An 18,096-nucleotide genomic window follows, 5' to 3' on the forward strand; every position below is an offset into this window, starting at 1 on the left:
AGCGATGGCGTTTTATAGACGCAATGTCGATAGATTGGCAAGCCATTCCCCCCGACTCTCCTTTTGCGCAAAAAGAAAGAGGCCAGGCGGCGAACCGCTTGGCCTCTTTGCATCAGCAGCAAGCCACTGACTTATTTGATTTTCTCAACCTTGGGCGGCACCCAGCTGCCATCTAGGATCGCCTGCTCGCCCCAGTAGGCGCGGATATAGAGGGAGAGCGTTCCCTCGGGGGCTGGCAACCAGTTGTTGAGCTTCTCCTTGGCCGGCGCCTTGTGGCTCACATACAGGGTCAGGGAGCCATCGTCGTTGAGTTTGAGATCCTTATTCTTGGTGCCAAGCGAGTAGCGGTTCAGCTCGTTCGGGCTGAACAGATGCTTGCTGTTGTAGAGGGTCAGGGACCAGAACCCCTTCACCGGCGGCAACTGCCCCTTGGCAAAGGTGACCTGATAGTCATGCTTGCCATCGAGCTGCAACCCGCTCCCGTCGTTGTCCGTGTAGAAGTACTGGGTCTCATCTGGCTTGTTGTCGAACATGTTCGACTTGGAGGTGCCGGTGCGGTTGTAGTAATCCACCCCGAATTCGGCGTTGTGCTTGGAGCGGTTCCAGCCATTGCCCGCCGGCACCCCGTTGTTCTGCCACTTGAAGAAGTCGGCGATCACCGTCTTGTCGGTCTGCTCCGCCGCCTCGTTCATCCACTGGCGTACCTTGGGATCCTGCTTGCCAGCCGCCACCAGATGACGGAACTGGGCATAGAGCGCCTCTTCCCCTGGCAAGGGGGCCACCTTGGCCAGCACGTTATCCAGCTGATCGAAGAACTTGTCAGGCACCACCCACTTGACCTCCCCGGCGCTGGGGTTGGGCTTCTCGCCGATGGAGGGGATGTTGGCGTAGTCATAGGACTTCATCTTGCCGTCGAATTTGCTGAGGGGATAAGTCATTACCTCCCGTACCGGCGTCTGCACCGCGACGCGATCGGCCTGGGTGTCGTCCATCTGCACCCGGGGGATCACGTTGGCCATCTCGGTGGAGGAGCGGATGACGCCCTCGATCCCCTTGGGGGTCTCCCCCTGCCACGTCGGCCCCACCAACAGGTAGAAGCCGGGCTTGGAGCCATAGGGCTTACCGAGGTTTGCTATCTGATCGGTGCGGGCATCGTAGATGGCGTAGACCCAGAAGCGATCGCCAAAGTCAGGCACCTGGATGACCACGGGTTCTTTATCCAGCTCGAAGAAGCCGAGCCCGTAGACCACGTCCTGATTCGGACAGGTGACGAAGGTTTCTGCTGGTTTGATGTAATCCGTCAGCATACTCAGCTGCCCCATGGGGGCAACCGGCACCATACCGCCGTTGAGGGCCGGCTCGGGGGCCTGGGTGATGGTGGCCCGGCGGTTGAACTGGTTCACCATGGGATAACCCCAGATGTAAGCCTGCTGGGCGATGGCCTTCACATAGGCCTCCGGCATCCGCACTTCAGCGGCAGGCTTGTTCAGTTGATCGAACGTCGTGGGATGGGGAATGGTCAAAGGGGCTGACTGGGCCACCAGCATGGGGCTGGCCCCGAGCAGGGCGATAAGGATCGTCGATGCGAGATATCCATTCTTCATATGCGATTCCTTCGTTTGTGTCGTCGGCGAGAGATGTCTAATGAGATGCCGCTAACCAGAATGGTCTCTGCTGAGTGCATGGTCAACACAACATGGGATTAACGTATATGCTTCTTTCGAAATGAAAATACGCAAAATGCAACAAACGGAAGCCTTGGCCATCCGGCCGAATTTATGGCAATGAGGAGGGATGAGATGAAATACAAGGGAAGCTGCCACTGCGGCAAGGTGGCATTCGAAGTGGAGGGGGAGCTGACCCAGGCCATGGCCTGCAACTGCTCCATCTGCCAGCGCAAGGGATCCCTGCTGTGGATGCTGCCGCGCGCCAAGCTGACGTTGCTGACCCCGGACGAGGCGGCCAGCACCTACACCTTCCACAAGCACGTGGTCAAACACCGCTTCTGCCCGGTCTGCGGTATCCACCCCTATTGCGACGGCGTGGATCCCAAGGGCAATCACATCGTCGCCGTCAATGTCCGCTGCCTGGAAGGGGTAGATCCCGAGGCGCTGCCGGTGCAGCACTACGATGGCCGGGCCCTGTGAGCGGGTACTGAGCCAGATCACCCGCACACCGGGGCGATAGAGCCCTGGCGTGCGATAAGCGCCCTTCCTGCCACCGACCTACCAGAGTCTGCCAACTCCTCACACTGACGATGTGATCTTGTGCAAGCATCCGAGTCGGTAACAAGGTTACAATCGGCGCCCACATAGGGATATTAGGAGCCGGCGTCTAATCGTCAGTTCCGCTTTGCTGTTATGAAAGGGAAGTACTATGCCATTTGAACAACGCCTGTTCGCCGCACACAGAGAGCTCGCCAGCAAGGGCGTGCAGGAGCTCAACTACAACCCACCCCTGTGCCGTCTGCTGCGCAAATTCGGCTGGCAACTGAAACCACCCCACTATGAGCACTTTATGGTCAATCTGATCTCTATGGGACTATCAATGGGCATCATCTGGGGTCCACTGATGTGGTTCTTCGGCTGGGAGCATGAGGTGAGCCTGGGGTATGCCTTGCGCCAAATCAGCGTCTTTGCCAGCTGTTTCGGGCTGCTGATGGCCATCGTCTTTTGGGTGCGTCGCCGGCAGCTCAAGCTGACCCCCTGGGAGGCACTGCCTCACTCCACCCCACGAACCCAGCAGCGCTGGCAGCCCAGATAATCGCGAGACCGCCATCACACATTGTTTGAAACAGAGGGAAGCTGCCATGACCAAGGCCCATGAAAAACTGAACTATGTGGAGTTTGCCGCCAGGGATCTCGCGGCCACCAAGGCTTTCTTTACCGCCACCTTCGGCTGGCAGTTTGTGGATTACGGCCCCGATTACGCTGCGTTTGCGGGGGAAGGGCTGGATGGCGGCTTCTACCGGGCGGATCTCTGCGGCCAGAGTGCCCAGGGCGGCGCCCTGCTGGTGTTCTACAGCGCCGACATTGCGGCGACCCAGGCCAGGGTATTCCAGCATGGGGGCACCATCATTCGCCCCCTGTTCGACTTCCCCGGCGGCCGCCGCTTCCACTTCGTCGAACCCAGCGGCAATGAATTTGCGGTCTGGTCTGAAGCGGCCGGCGCCTGATCCCGCGCGGTCTATTCCACTTTTTCCCTTGAGGGATTGGATGCCAATCCCTTCATTGATCTGTGATTGCTGCTCTGGCCTCAATAGTGTTTTGCGGCGACGCCCCTCTTTCCCACCCGCCGCCACAGGCATACTGACCCCCGTTGTTTCGACAGAATCCGAGAAGTGTCAGATGCCCGTCCCCATCACTGTGATTGCCGAGCTGGAGGCCAGACCCGAGTTTGGCGCCGAGTTGTCATTCGCCCTAGCACCGCTTATCGCGGCCACCTTGCAAGAGGCTGGTTGCCTGCGCTACCAGCTGCACCAGAGCCTGGATACGCCCCACGGCTGGATGCTGCACGAGGAGTGGGTGAGCGAAGAGGCTCTTAATGCCCACCAGCAGACGCCCCACTTTATTGCCTTCGTGGCCCAGACCCGGGGCTGGTTTGCCAGAAGCCAAGTTCGCCGCTATCACTTTGCCTGACTGCCTACACCACCTTGCTGTCCATCAAGAGGGCAGCCGACGATGGCGACCCGAGTGGTGGGCAAACCCCATACACAAGAGCGTAAAAATAGAGAACATGAGGAAATTGATGATGAAAATGCCTGCAATCGGTTTGGGAACCTTTCGCCTGAAGGGCGAGCCTTTGGTCGCCACCCTGAACACCGGCCTCGAGCTCGGCTATCGCCATATCGACACCGCCCAGATCTATGACAACGAGTCCGAGGTGGGCCAGGTGCTGGCCAGCACCAGCATCCCCCGCCAGGATATCTATCTCACCACCAAGGTGTGGACCAGCGAGTTCGGCCCGGGCAAGGTGATCCCAAGCCTCAAGACAAGCCTTGAGAAGCTGCGCACCGACTATCTGGACCTGGCCCTCATTCACTGGCCTTCCCCCAAAGATGAGGTGCCGATGGCGGTCTACCTGGAGCAGCTGGCCGAGGCCAAGGCCCAGGGCCTGACCCGGGAGATAGGGGTCTCCAACTTCACCGTGGCTCAGCTCAAAGAGGCCATCGCCATCCTGGGACCGGGCGCCATCGCCCACCAGCAGGTGGAAATTCATCCCCTGCTGCAAAACCGCAAGGTGGTGGAGTTTTGCCGCGAGCAGGGCATCGCCCTCACCGCCTATATGCCGCTGGCCTATGGCAAGGTGCTGAGCGAGCCGCTCTTGCTGGAGATCGGCAAGCGCCACGGGGTCTCCCCGGCCCAGGTGTCGCTGGCCTGGCTGCTGGCCCAGGGCATGACAGTGATCCCGAGCTCCACCAAGCGGGAGAACCAGGCCGCCAACCTGGGTGCCCTCGAGATCAGCCTCAGTAGCGACGAGATGGCCCAGATAACGACCCTGGATCGGGGCGAGCGCTGTGCCAATCCGGACTTTGCACCTGCCTGGGACTAATCCGCCAGAACATTTAACTGCATCATAATCATGTGGAAGCGGGAGGCACTATGTCTCCCGTTTTTTTTGGTTTTGTGCGCTACTCACGCTATTCTCCACCCGATAACACCCCATCTCCCTTCGGCTATTGCTGCAAATAGATCAAAAGTAATTTGATGTCATCGTCATTTTTGCCAACAAACTCCAGAGGCATACTGCCGCCATTCTCCCGTCGGGAGTCACCATTCAAGGAGTTTGTATGCCACTGGCGTTGTTTGCCCTCACCCTGAGTGCCTTTGCGATCGGCACCACCGAATTTGTCATCGTGGGGCTCATTCCCACCATAGCCGAGCAGTTGCACGTCTCCCTGCCCTCGGCGGGCCTGCTGGTCAGCCTCTATGCCCTCGGCGTCGCCATCGGCGCCCCCGTGTTGACGGCGCTGACCGGCAAGTTGCCGCGCAAGTGGCTGCTGGTGGGGCTGATGGCGCTGTTCACCGCCGGTAACCTGCTGGCCTGGCAGGCCCCAGGTTACGAGAGCCTGATCGTCGCCCGGGTGCTGACCGGGCTGGCCCACGGGGTCTTCTTCTCGGTGGGTAGCACCATAGCCACGGGTCTGGTGGCCAAAGAGAAGGCGGCGAGCGCCATCGCCATCATGTTCAGCGGCCTGACCGTCGCCCTGGTGACCGGCGTGCCGCTTGGCACCTGGATTGGCCAGCAGTTCGGCTGGCGTGAGACCTTCTTGGTGGTGAGCCTGCTCGGGGTCATCGCCATGGTGGGCAGCCTGCTGCTGATCCCGAATAACCTGCCCAAGGGCGCGGCCTCCAGCATTCGTGAACAGCTCTCCGTGCTGACCCACAAGCCGCTGCTGCTGGTCTATGCCAAGACGGCGCTGGGTTACGGCGGCGCCTTCACGGCGTTCACCTTCCTCGCCCCCATCTTGCAGCAGGTGAGCGGCTTTGGCGCCAACGCGGTGAGCCTGATCCTGCTGGTGTACGGGGTATCGGTGGCGGTCGGCAACATCTGGGGCGGCAAGCTCGCCGACAAGATGGGCCCATTGCCTGCCCTGAAGCTGCTGTTTGCCGGCCTCGCCCTGGTGCTGCTAGCCCTCACCTTCACCGCGCCGCATCCTGTGCTCGCCGTGCTCACCGTGCTGGTGTGGGGTGCCTTCGCGTTCGGCAACGTGCCTGGGCTGCAGGTGCTGGTGGTAAAACAGGCCGAAATCCACACCCCCAATGCCGTGGACGTGGCCTCCGGCCTCAACATCGCCGCCTTCAACGTCGGCATCGCCCTGGGCTCTGTGGTGGGCGGTTTCGTGGTGGAGCACCTGGGGTTGATGCACACCCCCTGGATCGGGGCGTTGATCGTGCTGCTGGCCTATGGTCTCACCCATATCAGCGAGGCCAGTGCACGGCGCGCCGCGCGTCCGGCGATCGCCTAAGCTGCAAGCAACAAAAAGGCCGACACCCAGTGTCGGCCTTTTTCATTGGCAAGATGGCGCGCCTCAAGACTCCTTGAGATCCTCATCCGCGGCCCAGCGCGCCTCGAGCCAGAGCAGGTTGACCAGGCCGCACAGCAGCGCAAACCCCAGCCCCAGTATCCAGGTGAAATACCACATATCGAAGACTCCTCAATTCCTGTGTTAGTAGAGGCTATGGCCGTGTTCGCGCACCTGCTCGGTACTCATCTTGCCCCGCGCCACCCAGTAGACCCAGAGGGTGTAGCCGATGTTGATGGGCATCAGCACGGCGACTATGCCCAGCATGATGAAGAGGGTGCGCTCGCTGGAGGTGCCGTCCCACAGGGTCAGGCTGCTCGACGGATCCAGGGACGAGGGCAGCACGAAGGGGAACAGGGCGATGGCGATGGTCAGCATCATGGCGGCGCAGGCACCGCCGCTGGCCAGGATGGCGAGCCGCGCCCGGCCAAGGGTGCTTGCCAACGAGCTCAAGAGCGGCAGCAAGAGGCCAAGGGCCGGCACGGCCCAAAGCACGGGGTGCGCAATGAAGTTGCCAAACCAGCCATCCGGCGCCGTCGTTACCTGCTTCATCAGGGGGGTCAGGGCGCTGTTGAGATCACCAATCTCGGCTATCTGGTAGCCGCGCATCTGGCTGAGCCAGAAGCCGCCCAAGGCAAACAGGGCGCTTGCCAGGGGGCCGAGCCAGCGGCTCTGGCGCGCGCAGCGCGCCGCTATCACCCCTTGAGTCTTGCACTGCAGGAAGCTGCAGCCGTGGAGCATCAGCAGAGCCAGCGCCGTGCCCATGCAGGTGAAGAGCAGGGGCCAGTTAAAATCGAAGGCGCCATAGTGGATGCGAAGGGCCGAGTCGAAGCGAAATGGCAAGCCTTGCAGCAAGAAGCCCAGGGTCGCGCCAAACACCAGGGTCGGCAGCAGGGCTCCCATCACCAGGGCCCGGTCCCACCAGCGGCGCCACACGGGATCCGGCAGCTTGCTGCGATAGTCAAAACCGACCGGGCGCAGGAAGAGGCCGAACAGCAGGAACATGAAGGGCACATAGAGCGCCGAGAAGGAGGCGGCATAGACCAGGGGCCAGGCGGCGAACAGGGTGCCGGCACCGGCGATGAGCCACACCTGGTTGCCCTCCCACACGGGCCCCACGCTGTTGAGCAGCACCCGCCGCTCCTCATCGTTCTTGGCCACCACGGGCAGCAGCATGCCGACCCCGAGATCGAAGCCATCCATCACCACGAAGCCGATGAGCAGGAACAGCACCAGCCCCCACCAGACGAGTTTCAGGGTTTCGTAATCCATCAGACGGGACTCCCGTTTTTCAACACTTCACCTTGATAACGACCCGTCTGCAGGCTGGCGGGCCCTTTGCGGATCACGTGACGCAACAAGAACAGCTCCACCACCAGCAGCGTGCTGTAGATGAGGAAGATGGAGATGAGGCTGAACCAGAGTTGGCCTGGGCGCAGCAAGGAAACAGATGCCGACACCGGCAGCACGTCGCTGATGGTCCAGGGCTGGCGACCGAACTCGGCCACGAACCAGCCCGCCTCGATGGCAATCCAGGGCAGCGGTATGCTCCAGAACAGGGCCTTGAGCAAGCGGGTCGATTGCACCAGCCGGCCCCGGCACAGTTGCAGGAAGGCGGCGGTAAAGAGCAGCAGCAATACCACGCCTATGCCCACCATCAGCCGGAAGCTCCAGAACAGCGGCGCCACCTGGGGAATGGAGTCGTCTACCGCCTTGGCAATGGCCGCCTCATCCGCCTTGCCAATCTCCTTGGCGTAGGGGGTCAGCAGCAGGCCGTAGCCAAGATCGGCGCGGTGGCGCTCGAAGGTGGCCCTGGCCTCGGCATTGCCGCCATCCGCCCGCAGGGCTTCCAGGGCGTCGTGGGCCAGCATGCCGCTGCGGATGCGCACCTCGTGCTCGGCCTTGAGATCTTTCAGGCCCGTCACCTGCTCATCGAGGGAGCGGGTGGCTATGATGCCCATCAGATAGGGGATCTTGACCGCGGCATGGGTGGTCTCGGCGCTCTGATCCGGCAGGCCGAACAGGGTGAAGGAGGCAGGGGCCGGCTCGGTGTGCCACTCCGCCTCGATGGCGGCGAGTTTCACCTTCTGCACCTCACCGGTGCGATAGCCAGACTCGTCACCCAGCACTATGACCGAGAGGATGGCGGCCAGGCCAAAGCCCGAGGCGATGGCAAAGGATCGCAGGGCGAAGCGCACCTCCATGCGGCGCAGCAGATACCAGCTGCTCACCCCCATCACGAACAGGGAGGCAGCCACATAGCCCGCCGCCACCGTGTGCACGAACTTGACCTGGGCCACCGGGTTGAAGATGACAGCCGCCACGTCTACCAGCTCCATGCGCATCGTCATGGGGTTGAACTCGGCGCCGACCGGGTTCTGCATCCAGCCGTTGGCGATGAGGATCCAGAGCGCGGAGAGGTTGGAGCCAAGCGCCACCAGCATGGTCACCATCAGGTGCTGACCGCGGGAGAGCTTGTCCCAGCCGAAGAAGAAGAGCCCCACCAGGGTAGACTCCAGGAAGAAGGCCATCAGCCCCTCCACCGCGAGCGGAGTGCCGAAGATGTCGCCGACGTAATGGGAGTAGTAGGCCCAGTTGGTCCCGAACTGGAACTCCAACGTGATCCCGGTAGTCACCCCCATCACGAAGTTGATACCGAACAACTTGCCCCAGAAACGGGTGATGTCCTTGTAGATCACCTTGCCGGTCATCACGTAGGCCGACTCGGCAATCACCAGGATCCAGGACAGCCCCAGGGTGAGGGGTACAAACAGAAAGTGGAACATCGCCGTCGCGCCGAACTGTATTCGGGAGAGGCTGACCACATCATCCAGGCTTATCATGCATGACTCTCTATGTTGCATTTAACAGACAGGTTTTCGCCCGTTAAGTACAACACGTGCCATGACACCTATAACAGATGCAGTTATAGTTAAATACACCTATAACAGTTTGAGCCCACCATGTCCCGCTACGGCCAACTGGCAGATCAGCTGCAGCAGCAGATAGAGAGCGGCGTCTGGCGGCCGGGGGAGCGCATCCCCTCCATCCGCCAGAGCTGCAAGACCCATCATTTGAGCCCCATGACGGTGCTGCAGGCCTATCAGCTGCTGGAGAGCCGCGGCCTGGTGCTGGCGCGGCCCCAGTCCGGTTACTACGTCAAGGCCGCCGCCTCCCCCCAGCGCATCAGCGTCCCCCAGCAGGCGCACTACAGCGGCTCTGTGGACATCAACGATCTGGTGTTCGAGGTGCTGCAGGCGAGCAAGTCCCGGGATCTGGTGCCGCTCGGCATGGCGGTGGCGGATCCCGCCCTCTTCCCCCACCCCCAGCTCGGCCGGGCCCTCGGCAGTTGCATGCGCCGGCTCGATCCCTTCAGCACGGTGGCGGATCTCCCCCCCGGCAACGAGACCCTGCGCCGGGCCATCGCTCGCCGCTATGCGGACGACGGCCTGCTGGTTGACCCCCAGCAGATCATCATCACCACGGGAGCCATGGAGGCGCTCTCCCTCAGCCTGCAGGTGCTGACCGAGCCGGGAGACTGGGTGGTGGTGGAGTCCCCCACCTTCTACGGCGCCCTGCAGGCCATAGAGCGTCTGCAGCTCAAGGCGGTGGAGATCCCGGTGATCCCCGGGGTCGGCATCGATCTCGCCCTGCTGGCCCAGGCACTCGCCCAGCGCCCCATCAAGGCGTGCTGGCTGATGGGCAACGTCCAGCACCCCCTGGGTCACATCATGCCGGATGGCCACAAGGAGGCGCTGATGCAGTTGCTCAACGCCCACCGGGTGCCCTTGGTGGAGGACGATGTCTATGCGGAGATCTATTTTGGCCGCGAGCGACCGCGCCCGCTCAAGCATTGGGACTCGCGGGGGGACAGCCTGCTGTGCAGCTCGTTTTCCAAGTGCCTGGCACCGGGCTTTCGGGTCGGCTGGGTGGTGGCCGCTCCCCACGCCGAGCGCATCCAGCGGCTGCAGCTGATGTCGACCCTGTCCACCAATGTGCCGAGCCAGCTGGCGCTCGCCGACATGCTGCGCCAGGGCGGGGTGGATGCCCACTTTCGCCGCCTGCGCCACACCCTGGCCCAGCGCCAGCAACAGATGCGGGCCGCCCTGCTGCGCCTTTTCCCCTTCGATGTGCGCATTTCTGACCCCGATGGTGGCTACTTCCTCTGGCTCGAATTTGACGAGCGCCTCGATAGCCGCGCCCTGCACGCCCAGGCGCTCGCCTGCGGCTTTTCCCTGGCGCCCGGGGCCCTGTTTTCCAGTCAGGGCCAGCACAATCACTGCCTGCGCCTGAACAGCTCCCATCCCTGGAGCCCAGAGTTGGAGGCCGCCCTCGGCCAGCTGGCCGAGCTTATCCATCAGCAGTTGGACAAACCCTTGTTGCGTTGAGCCTCTTAGGAAGCACAGCCGAACACAGCCCCATGACGGGGCCCTGTTTATCGGGAATACACTCAGTTTATCGGGCGTAAATTTCCGACTGGCGAGTAAAGCCCAAGGACTCGTAAAGCGACTTGGCCCTCTCGTTGAATGACATCACCTCCAACCGGATCTGGCTCGCATTCCGGGCCCTGGCCCACTCATCGCAGTGGGCGATCAAGGCCTTGCCGATGCCACGGGAGCGATGCCCCTCATCCACCACCACAGAGCCGATGCGGCAGATGGGGAGCTTGGTGAGGAAGGGGACTGACTCATTGATGTCGATGCGGGCGGTCAGAAAACCCAGCACCCGCCCCTCGTCCACCGCCACGCAGAACAGCCGTCCCTCGGCGCCGATGGCGGCGAGCAGGAAGCCGCGCTCCTCGGGGGAAGGCGGACAGAACACCTCCGGAGCCTGCTCGAAGTGGATCAGCCCTATCTGTCTGTTCAGCGCCAGGATGGCGTCGATATCCTGCTCGGTTGCCTTGCGTATCTCCAACGGGTGCTCCTTGCTCTCTCGGTTGCCGACATAAAAGCGTCATTCGTCACCACTTGGGTGAGGAAGAGAGCATCTTAATGGGAGAAGAGGGCAATAAAAAAGCCCCGTGACGGGGCCTTTTTCATCGCGTACGAGCGGGCGGATCAGCTCGGCGCCCCCAGTTGGGCTACCTGCTTCTCTATGCTGCCCCTGAGGTTGTCATCGAGCTTGAGGGCGCGAGCCAGCTCGTCCAGATAGCCGCGCTCCATGAAGTGATCCACCTCTATGGTGAGCAGGGAAGCGAGGTAGACCTCGGTGGCCTGCTCCATGTCGGTCACTTCCCGCGCCAGGGCCTGGGGATCCAGCGGGCGAGCCAGCTCGGCGTCAATCCAGCGGGCCGCGTCGCTCTGGCCCTGCTCGGTCAGGTACTGCTGGATCTTCTGGCGCTCGGCCGCGTCTATGTGACCATCGGCCCGGGCCGCCGCCACCATGGCGCGCACCAGCAGGGTGGCGCGGGCATCCAGCGCCTGTCCTTGCAGGGAATCGAGAGGCTGGGCCGGTTGCGCCGAACCGCCCTGCTGGCTCTGCCAGTCCTGATAGAGCTTGTAGGCGAGACCGCCGAGGGCCGCCGCGCCGCCCACCGCCGCCACCTTGCCGCCATAGCTGCGCATCTTCTTGTTGCCGAGCAGCAGGGCCATGGCCCCCGCAGCCAGCCCTCCCTGCGCCATGCCTTTCATCTGCGCCTTGCGGCTGTCACCGCCATCGTTGAGCCAGCCCTTGCCGCTGCTCAGCAGTTGATCGAGTATTTGTTTCATAGGCCCTCCTCGTTGCATATTGCTTATGCTGGTTCGCCGCCACTGAACTCAAGGTGAATAAATGCCGCTGCCCCGCCTGTTGCTGCTGACTCTGTTGACCCTGATGGCGTTCGCCGCCAACTCGGTACTCTGCCGCCTGGCGCTGTTTGAAGAGCGCATGGATCCGGCGCTGTTCACCCTGCTGCGCCTGACCAGCGGCGCCCTGGTGCTGATCCTGCTCTGCTCGGCCCGCCGTTCCACACCGCCCCGTCAGGGGGACTGGGGCGGCGCCCTCTGCCTCATCACCTACGCCGCCGCCTTCTCCTTCGCCTACCTGACCCTGACCGCAGGCACCGGGGCCTTGCTGCTGTTCGCCGCCGTCCAGCTCAGCATGCTGGCCCCGCCCCTGCTGCGTGGCGAACGGCTTCCCCCTCGCCAGTTGGGCGGTCTGCTGCTCGCCATGGCGGGCCTGATATGCCTGCTGCTGCCCGGACTCAGCGCACCGGATCCCCTGGGCGCCGTACTCATGATAGCCGCTGGCATCGCCTGGGCCTGCTATACCCTGCGCGCGCCGCGCTTTAGCGATGCGCTCGCCGCCAACGCGGGTCATTTCCTGCGGGCCAGCCTGCCTGCGACCTTGCTCTATCTGTTGCTGGGACATCTAAACGCCACCCCGGCCGCCATCGGCTACGCCCTGGCCTCGGGGGCGCTCGCCTCCGGTCTCGGCTATGCCCTCTGGTATGGGGTGCTACCCCATCTCGGGCGCACCCTGGCCGCCAGCGTTCAGTTGCTGGTGCCCCCCCTCGCCATCCTGGCCGGGCTGATCTGGCTCGATGAGTCAGGCTCATGGCGGCTGTTGCTGTCGTCCCTCGGCATACTCGGGGGGATAGCCCTGGTCATCGCGGGGCGACCCCCGCAAGGAGACAAACCATGATGAAGATGGTCATACTGCTGCTCGGTTGCGCCCTCTGCGGTGGCCTGCTGGCCGCCAATCAGGACAGGCAGACCCATCAGGCCGGGCTGGACAGAGCCTGTATCAACGCCCGCCAACAACAGACGGTGCAGGACAAGCAGCAACTCATCGATGCCTGCGTCAGAGCGGGAGGCAAGGCGAACCGATGCCAGCAGCAATACGCCAGCGTCGGCCAGCGCACCGGCAACGAGCGCCCCTATGTGTCATCCCTGGCGCCCTGCCAGCAGGCCGAGTCATACCGCAAGAGTGGCCGACAATGAACCGGATCCAAGGAGAGAGCATGACCCCACCCCGCGAGCTGACCCTGCAGTTTCTGGCCGAGCCCGCCGACGTGAACTTCGGCGGCAAGGTGCACGGCGGCATGGTGATGAAGTGGATCGATCAGGCGGGCTACGCCTGCGCCGCCGGCTGGTGTGGCGGCTACGCCGTCACCGTCTACGTGGGGGGCATCCGCTTCCTGCGCCCCATCCAGATAGGACAGCTGGTGGAGGTGCACGCCCAGGTGATCCACACCGGCACCACCAGCATGCACCTGGCGGTGGATGTCTACAGCCGCCACCCCGCCAGCCGGGAGCGTCACAAGACCACCCACTGCATCATCATCTTCGTCGCCATGGACGAGCACGGCAAACCGAGCAAGGTGCCCCAGTGGCAGCCGGTCTCGGCCGCCGATAAACAGCTGCAACAATACGCCCAGAAGTTGATGGCCCTGCGCGAGGAGATAGACAAGGAGATGCGCCAGCACCTGTGAGCGCGGACCCAGCGCGGGAAGCGCCCGCCCTGCCACTATCCGGGGGCGCCCTGTATACTGGCCGCCAGGATCAGACGAGATGTGGAGAAGATAATGTCACTGGAAAATGCCCCCCCGGAGATCAAGCTCGCGGTGGATCTGATAGAGCTGCTGGAAACCAACGAGATAGACCCGGCCCTGGCCCTGGCGGCGCTGGCCATAGTGCAAAGAGACTATGAGCGAAAGATCCAGCAGGCGGCGCACACCCAAACAGACGGCGCTGACCCCGACTAAGGGGGACACGCCCGGCAAGGCAGGTCAGGCTGGCAGCCGAATAGAGGCAACCTCATTTATCCAACCGGCAGAGAGGAGATGTCATGACAGCACCCATTCGATTCGAGCAAGGTCGGCCCATGTTGCTGGGGGGCCTGCGCCGTCACCACCTGTTCTCGCAGGGGGATTTCGGCGGCCAGTGGCGGGACTTCGGCGTGCTAGTGCCCCTGCCTGGCCAACTTGGTGAACACGCCTACGGCGTCATCTGCGGCGCCGACGAAGCTGGCTGCGAATATATGTGCGCGGTGGAGGTCACGGCCCTGGAAGTCTTGCCTCCCACTCTGGGCCGGATGCGCATCACTCCCCAGACCTATGCGGTCTTCCTGCATAAGGGGCACGTCTCCACCCTGCCCCAGACCTGGCAGGGGGCGCTGGCGTGGCTCGCGCACTCCGATTACGACTCAGCCCACAAGCCGGATTTCGAGCGCTACGGCCCCGAATTTGACGCCCAAACCGGCAGCGGCGAGGTGGAAGTCTGGCTCGCCGTGCTGCCAAAACAGGCCATCGCCTGATCCAGCTCGGGATCAGCGAGGCCCCATTACCTCATCACACAGGGCAATCAGGGCATCGCTCAGGCGGCGCAGTGCCTCCCCGCCTCCGCTCCCCAGGTGCAGCGCCAGCTCCACCGAGCGCACCTGGGGCCAGTCTGCCAGCGCCACCTGATCCGGCAACAGCAGGCGACTCGGCAGCAGGCTCACCCCTATGCCGGCGCTCACTGCCCCCTGCAAACTGGCGAGGCTGGCGCTGACGTAGGCGATGCGCCAGCGCAGCCCCCTGTCGTCCAGCGCGTCGGTCAACTGGCGTCGATAAAGCCCTTCGCTCGGGAACACCACCAGGGGCACGGGATCCCGCTCACAGGCGGGCCAGTCGCGACTGTCGACCCAGGCCAGCGGCTCGCGCCAACGGGCGACGGGATCTCCCTGTCCCCGCGCCTGCTTGATCAGCGCCAGATCCAGTTCTCCCCCTTCGAAGCCCTGCCAGATCTCGTGGCTCAGCCCGCTTTGCACCTCCAGCCGCACCTGGGGATAGTCGCGGGCAAAGGCCGCCAGCACGGGAGCCATGGCGCCGGCGGCGAAATCCTCCGGCACCCCGAGGCGCAGGGGCAGGCTCGCCTCGCTCACCCGCTCACGGGCCTCGTCCAGCAGAGTCAGGATGCGCCGCGCCAGCCCGAGCAGCTTCTCCCCGGCCACCGTGGCCACGACTGTGCGGCCACTCCTGTCCAGCAGGGGGCAGCCGAGCTGCTCCTCGAGGCGGCGCATCTGCTGGCTGATGGTGGACTGGGTCAGGTGCACCCGCTCACCGGCCCGGGTAAAACTGCCGGTCTCAAGGATGGCGACAAAGCTGCGCAGCAGCTGGGGATCCAGTATGGGTCTCTCCATTTAGCCTCTATATCCATTTATAAAGTCACTGATAGTCATTCTATCATTTAATTTCCAAATGACTTGGCGGCCCGCTAGGCTCCCTCCACCCCCCTTTTTCTCCCAGGATGGCCTTATGTCGCCCCTTCCCCAGTCCGGTGCTCACCTCGTCAACTCGCTAACCGCCCTCACCAGCCCCAGTCACCAGGAGTGGCTGGAGCAGACCCTGCACCTGGCCCTGACCCACCGCCAGCAAGGGGGGCGCCCCTTCGCCGCCCTGCTGGTGAAGGAGGGCAAGCTGGTGGCGAGCGCGGTGAACCGCATGTTGGAGGCGGGGGATCCCACCCGTCACGCCGAGATGGAGGCGCTGCGCGATGCCAGCCAGCAGGGGCCCCTCAAGGGCGCCGTGGTTTACGCCAGCGGCCACCCCTGCCCCATGTGCCTGTGCGCCCTGGTGATGAACGGCATCAGCGCCGTCTACTACGCCTTTGACAATGCCGACGCGGCCCCCTTCGGTTTTGACAGCAGCGCCAGCTACGACAGGCTGCGACTGCCGCTATCCCCGCCGCCCCTGCCCCTCATCAAGCTGCCGAGCCCCATCCCGGCCTCTGCCCTTTACGGCAGCCAGCATGAGTAAGCCGTCTACTCGGCAAGGAGCCGGCGCCCTGCTGGTGCTGGTGGTGCTGATCGGTATCAACCTGCGCCCCTTTCTCACCGCCATAGGCCCGCTCGCGGGGCGGATCAATGCCCGCCTCGCCCTTGGCATGGACAGCCTGGCCTGGGTCACCCTGCTGCCCCTGCTGCTCATCGGCGTCGGCGTGCTCTGCACCCCAAGCCTGCTGCGCCTGGCCAGTGCGCGCCAGCTGCTCGGCGCTGCGCTATTGCTGCTCGCGCTCGGCAGCGCCCTGCGCTTTGACGTGAGCAGCGGCGCCCTGCTTATCGCCAGCGCCGCCCTCTGCGGCCTGGGCTCGGCCCTGGTGCAGGGAGTGCTGCCCGGCCTTATCAAGAGGGCCTTCGCCCAGCGGGTGCCGCTGGTGATGGGGATCTTCTCCGCCTGCATGATGGGGGGCGGCGCCCTTGGCGCCATCCTGAGCCCGCGCCTCGCCGCCGTCATCGACTGGTCGCGGGTGCTGGCGCTCTGGAGCCTGCCTGTGCTGCTGGCCCTGGCTTGGCTCGTCTGGCGGGTGCGGCTGCCGCGCCCGGCGCAAGTAGCGTCTTCACACACGGAGCAGCGCCTCATCGCCCTGCCCCGCAGCTGGCTGCTGATCGTCTGTTTTGGCATCATCAACAGCGGTTACGGCATCGTCGTGGCCTGGCTGGCCCCCTCGTATATGGCCCAAGGCTGGAGTGCCCAGGCGGGAGGAGAGCTGGTGGCCTGGTTGGCCCTGGCCCAGACCCTGAGCGGCCTGGGGCTGCCGCTGCTGGCGGCGCGCAAGGAGGACAGGCGCCCCTGGATGGGGCTCGCCATCGCGCTGCAGGTGCTGGGCTTTGGCGGCCTCTGGCTGGCCCCGCAAGCCGCCCCCATTCTCTGGTGTCTACTGTGCGGTGCAGGGCTCGGTGGCAGCTTCTCCCTCATCATGGTGATAGCGCTCGATCACCTGCCGGATCCGCGCCGGGCCGGTAGCCTGAGCGCCCTGATGCAGGGGTTTGGCTTCATGCTGGCGGCCACCGGCCCCTGGGTGGCGGCGCGCCTGCATCATATAAGCGGCGACTTTGCCAGCGCCTGGCAGTGGCAACTCGGCGGCTTGGCGTTGATGAGTCTGCTGGTGCTGCGCCTCAATCCCTTGCACTACCCGAGCGCCATGCGCCTGTCCGTGGCTGGCGAGACGGCTGCCCCCTTGGCTGACAAGACGGTCACTCCGCTGAGCGCCCAAAGCAATACACCGGCCTAGGGCCGGTGTATTGAGAAGGTTGAAAAGCGAGTGACGGGGCGCCTTAGCGCCCCTTCTTCTGCCGTCCGCCCTGGTTGGTGCGCGGTTTGCCCGCGGCGGCCGGCTTGCCCCCCTTGGCCGGGGCACCCTTGCCAGCGGCGCCTTTGGCGGTCGCCCCCTTGCCTGCACCACCCTTGCCCGCCGGGCTCTTGTTCTCGAACGCCGCCGGACCCGGCACGTTGGGACGCCCGCCAATCTCGTGATCGTCGTCCCGACGGGGCTTCTTGCCCTGTGCCGTCTTGCCACCCGCGCCGCTTGCGGCCTTGGCCGCCGGCTTGTTGGCAGGCGTCGCCCCCTTGGCGGGTTTCACCTCGGAGGAGGAGTCTTCGATGAGCTTGAACAGCTCGATCAGCTCGTCGTCGGTGAGATCGCGCCACTCCCCTACCGGCAGCCCCTTGAGGCTGACGTTCATGATGCGGATGCGCTCGAGCTTGGTGACTTCGAAGCCGAAGTGCTCGCACATGCGGCGGATCTGGCGGTTCAGCCCCTGCACCAGGGTAATGCGAAACACGAAGGGGGCTTCCTTCTTCACCTTGCACTTCTTGGTGACGGCGCCGAGGATCGGCACCCCGGCCCCCATGCCGCGGATGAACTCATCGGTCACCGGCTTGTCGACGGTCACCAGGTACTCTTTCTCGTGATCGTTGCCCGCCCGCAGGATCTTGTTCACCAGATCCCCGTGGTTGGTGAGAAAGATGAGCCCCTGGGAATCCTTGTCGAGCCGGCCTATGGGGAAGATACGGGTGCTGTGGTTGACGAAGTCGACTATGTTGTCCTTCTCCCCCGCCTCAGTGGTGGAGACTATGCCCACCGGCTTGTTCAGCACGATGAACACCAGGCTGTCCGCCTCCCGCGCCTCGATCACCTGACCGTTGACCTTGACCAGATCCCCGGCAAACACCTGATCACCTATGCCGGCACGCTTGCCGTTGATAAAGACGTTGCCCTGCTCGATGAAGCGATCCGCCTCACGGCGCGAGCAGATGCCGCTCTCGCTGATGTACTTGTTCAGGCGCATGGATTCATCGGCCAGCATGGGTCACCTGCCAGATCATGGGG

Annotated in this window: 22 protein-coding genes; 14 read left to right on the forward strand and 8 right to left on the reverse strand. The window is 63.7% G+C overall.

Going from position 1 to position 18,096, the window contains the following annotated elements; all coding sequences use genetic code 11:
* Positions 1-131: 131 nt before the first annotated feature.
* Positions 132-1,604, reverse strand: coding sequence for a DUF1254 domain-containing protein (locus CUC44_RS08555; protein WP_100859546.1), 1,473 nt, complete (start codon positions 1,602-1,604; stop codon positions 132-134).
* Between the two features lie 195 nt (positions 1,605-1,799).
* Here CUC44_RS08555 and CUC44_RS08560 point away from each other — a divergent pair, with 195 nt between their 5' ends.
* The 6 genes from CUC44_RS08560 (at position 1,800) to CUC44_RS08585 (ending at position 5,968) form a co-directional block, all read left to right on the forward strand.
* Positions 1,800-2,147 carry a GFA family protein gene (locus CUC44_RS08560; protein WP_100859547.1) on the forward strand — a complete coding sequence of 116 codons (348 nt, stop codon included), beginning with the start codon at positions 1,800-1,802 and terminating at the stop codon, positions 2,145-2,147.
* A gap of 229 nt (positions 2,148-2,376) precedes the next feature.
* Entirely contained in the window at positions 2,377-2,763 is a 387-nt protein-coding gene (locus CUC44_RS08565) for a DUF6404 family protein (RefSeq protein WP_100859548.1), read from the forward strand.
* 46 nt (positions 2,764-2,809) lie between these two features.
* Positions 2,810-3,175: a VOC family protein gene (locus tag CUC44_RS08570; RefSeq protein WP_100859549.1), complete on the forward strand. Its 366-nt coding sequence runs from the start codon at positions 2,810-2,812 to the stop codon at positions 3,173-3,175.
* 172 nt (positions 3,176-3,347) lie between these two features.
* Positions 3,348-3,638: a putative quinol monooxygenase gene (locus CUC44_RS08575; protein WP_100859550.1), complete on the forward strand. Its 291-nt coding sequence runs from the start codon at positions 3,348-3,350 to the stop codon at positions 3,636-3,638.
* A 109-nt stretch (positions 3,639-3,747) separates the two neighbouring features.
* The gene (gene dkgB / locus CUC44_RS08580) at positions 3,748-4,551 is read left to right on the forward strand and encodes a 2,5-didehydrogluconate reductase DkgB (protein WP_100859551.1); all 804 of its coding nucleotides are present in this window, start codon (positions 3,748-3,750) and stop codon (positions 4,549-4,551) included.
* Between the two features lie 238 nt (positions 4,552-4,789).
* Positions 4,790-5,968, forward strand: coding sequence for an MFS transporter (locus tag CUC44_RS08585; RefSeq protein ID WP_100859552.1), 1,179 nt, complete (start codon positions 4,790-4,792; stop codon positions 5,966-5,968).
* A 63-nt stretch (positions 5,969-6,031) separates the two neighbouring features.
* Here CUC44_RS08585 and cydX read toward each other — a convergent pair whose 3' ends face one another.
* The 3 genes from cydX to CUC44_RS08600 are packed head-to-tail and all read right to left on the reverse strand — an operon-like array spanning position 6,032 to position 8,868.
* The gene (cydX, locus tag CUC44_RS08590) at positions 6,032-6,145 is read right to left on the reverse strand and encodes a cytochrome bd-I oxidase subunit CydX (RefSeq protein WP_005310033.1); all 114 of its coding nucleotides are present in this window, start codon (positions 6,143-6,145) and stop codon (positions 6,032-6,034) included.
* A 24-nt stretch (positions 6,146-6,169) separates the two neighbouring features.
* Positions 6,170-7,297: a cytochrome d ubiquinol oxidase subunit II gene (cydB, locus tag CUC44_RS08595; protein WP_100859553.1), complete on the reverse strand. Its 1,128-nt coding sequence runs from the start codon at positions 7,295-7,297 to the stop codon at positions 6,170-6,172.
* Entirely contained in the window at positions 7,297-8,868 is a 1,572-nt protein-coding gene (locus CUC44_RS08600) for a cytochrome ubiquinol oxidase subunit I (RefSeq protein ID WP_100859554.1), read from the reverse strand. Before CUC44_RS08600 ends, cydB begins: the two co-directional genes overlap by 1 nt.
* 120 nt (positions 8,869-8,988) lie before the next feature.
* Between CUC44_RS08600 and CUC44_RS08605 the strand changes: the two genes are divergently transcribed.
* Positions 8,989-10,413: an aminotransferase-like domain-containing protein gene (locus CUC44_RS08605; protein ID WP_100859555.1), complete on the forward strand. Its 1,425-nt coding sequence runs from the start codon at positions 8,989-8,991 to the stop codon at positions 10,411-10,413.
* Positions 10,414-10,480: 67 nt separating this feature from the next.
* On the opposite strand, the gene CUC44_RS08610 is transcribed toward CUC44_RS08605, so the two are convergent.
* Together CUC44_RS08610 and CUC44_RS08615 are read right to left on the reverse strand one after the other, a co-directional pair.
* A complete protein-coding gene (locus CUC44_RS08610; RefSeq protein ID WP_100859556.1) occupies positions 10,481-10,939 on the reverse strand; it encodes a GNAT family N-acetyltransferase in 459 nt (152 codons plus the stop codon).
* Between the two features lie 143 nt (positions 10,940-11,082).
* Positions 11,083-11,733, reverse strand: a complete 651-nt coding sequence (locus CUC44_RS08615) for a tellurite resistance TerB family protein (protein WP_100859557.1) — start codon at positions 11,731-11,733, stop codon at positions 11,083-11,085.
* Positions 11,734-11,794: 61 nt separating this feature from the next.
* Between CUC44_RS08615 and CUC44_RS08620 the strand changes: the two genes are divergently transcribed.
* From CUC44_RS08620 to CUC44_RS08640, 5 genes are all read left to right on the forward strand, one after another.
* Complete coding sequence (locus CUC44_RS08620; RefSeq protein ID WP_100859558.1) at positions 11,795-12,646, forward strand: DMT family transporter; 852 nt, start codon at positions 11,795-11,797, stop codon at positions 12,644-12,646.
* Entirely contained in the window at positions 12,643-12,945 is a 303-nt protein-coding gene (locus CUC44_RS08625; protein ID WP_244166741.1) for a hypothetical protein, read from the forward strand. Before CUC44_RS08620 ends, CUC44_RS08625 begins: the two co-directional genes overlap by 4 nt.
* A 20-nt stretch (positions 12,946-12,965) precedes the next feature.
* A complete protein-coding gene (locus CUC44_RS08630; RefSeq protein ID WP_100859559.1) occupies positions 12,966-13,436 on the forward strand; it encodes an acyl-CoA thioesterase in 471 nt (156 codons plus the stop codon).
* Between the two features lie 93 nt (positions 13,437-13,529).
* Positions 13,530-13,709 (forward strand): pleiotropic regulatory protein RsmS, encoded by a 180-nt coding sequence (gene rsmS / locus CUC44_RS08635; RefSeq protein WP_100859560.1) that lies wholly within the window; start codon positions 13,530-13,532, stop codon positions 13,707-13,709.
* 83 nt (positions 13,710-13,792) lie between these two features.
* Complete coding sequence (locus tag CUC44_RS08640; protein ID WP_100859561.1) at positions 13,793-14,260, forward strand: GyrI-like domain-containing protein; 468 nt, start codon at positions 13,793-13,795, stop codon at positions 14,258-14,260.
* Between the two features lie 12 nt (positions 14,261-14,272).
* Here the strand turns inward: CUC44_RS08640 and CUC44_RS08645 are convergent, their stop codons facing one another.
* Entirely contained in the window at positions 14,273-15,115 is an 843-nt protein-coding gene (locus tag CUC44_RS08645; RefSeq protein ID WP_100859623.1) for a LysR family transcriptional regulator, read from the reverse strand.
* A gap of 127 nt (positions 15,116-15,242) precedes the next feature.
* On the opposite strand from CUC44_RS08645, the gene CUC44_RS08650 reads away from it, so the two are divergent.
* The gene (locus tag CUC44_RS08650; protein WP_100859562.1) at positions 15,243-15,743 is read left to right on the forward strand and encodes a nucleoside deaminase; all 501 of its coding nucleotides are present in this window, start codon (positions 15,243-15,245) and stop codon (positions 15,741-15,743) included.
* On the forward strand, positions 15,736-16,998 hold the full coding sequence (locus CUC44_RS08655; RefSeq protein WP_100859563.1) for a cyanate transporter: 1,263 nt from the start codon (positions 15,736-15,738) through the stop codon (positions 16,996-16,998). Before CUC44_RS08650 ends, CUC44_RS08655 begins: the two co-directional genes overlap by 8 nt.
* 43 nt (positions 16,999-17,041) lie before the next feature.
* On the opposite strand, the gene rluF is transcribed toward CUC44_RS08655, so the two are convergent.
* Positions 17,042-18,073, reverse strand: coding sequence for a 23S rRNA pseudouridine(2604) synthase RluF (rluF, locus tag CUC44_RS08660; RefSeq protein WP_100859564.1), 1,032 nt, complete (start codon positions 18,071-18,073; stop codon positions 17,042-17,044).
* Positions 18,074-18,096: the final 23 nt, after the last annotated feature.

Origin of the sequence: Aeromonas lusitana (genome assembly GCF_002812985.1) — a bacterium.
In the GTDB taxonomy this organism is placed as follows: domain Bacteria; phylum Pseudomonadota; class Gammaproteobacteria; order Enterobacterales; family Aeromonadaceae; genus Aeromonas; species Aeromonas lusitana.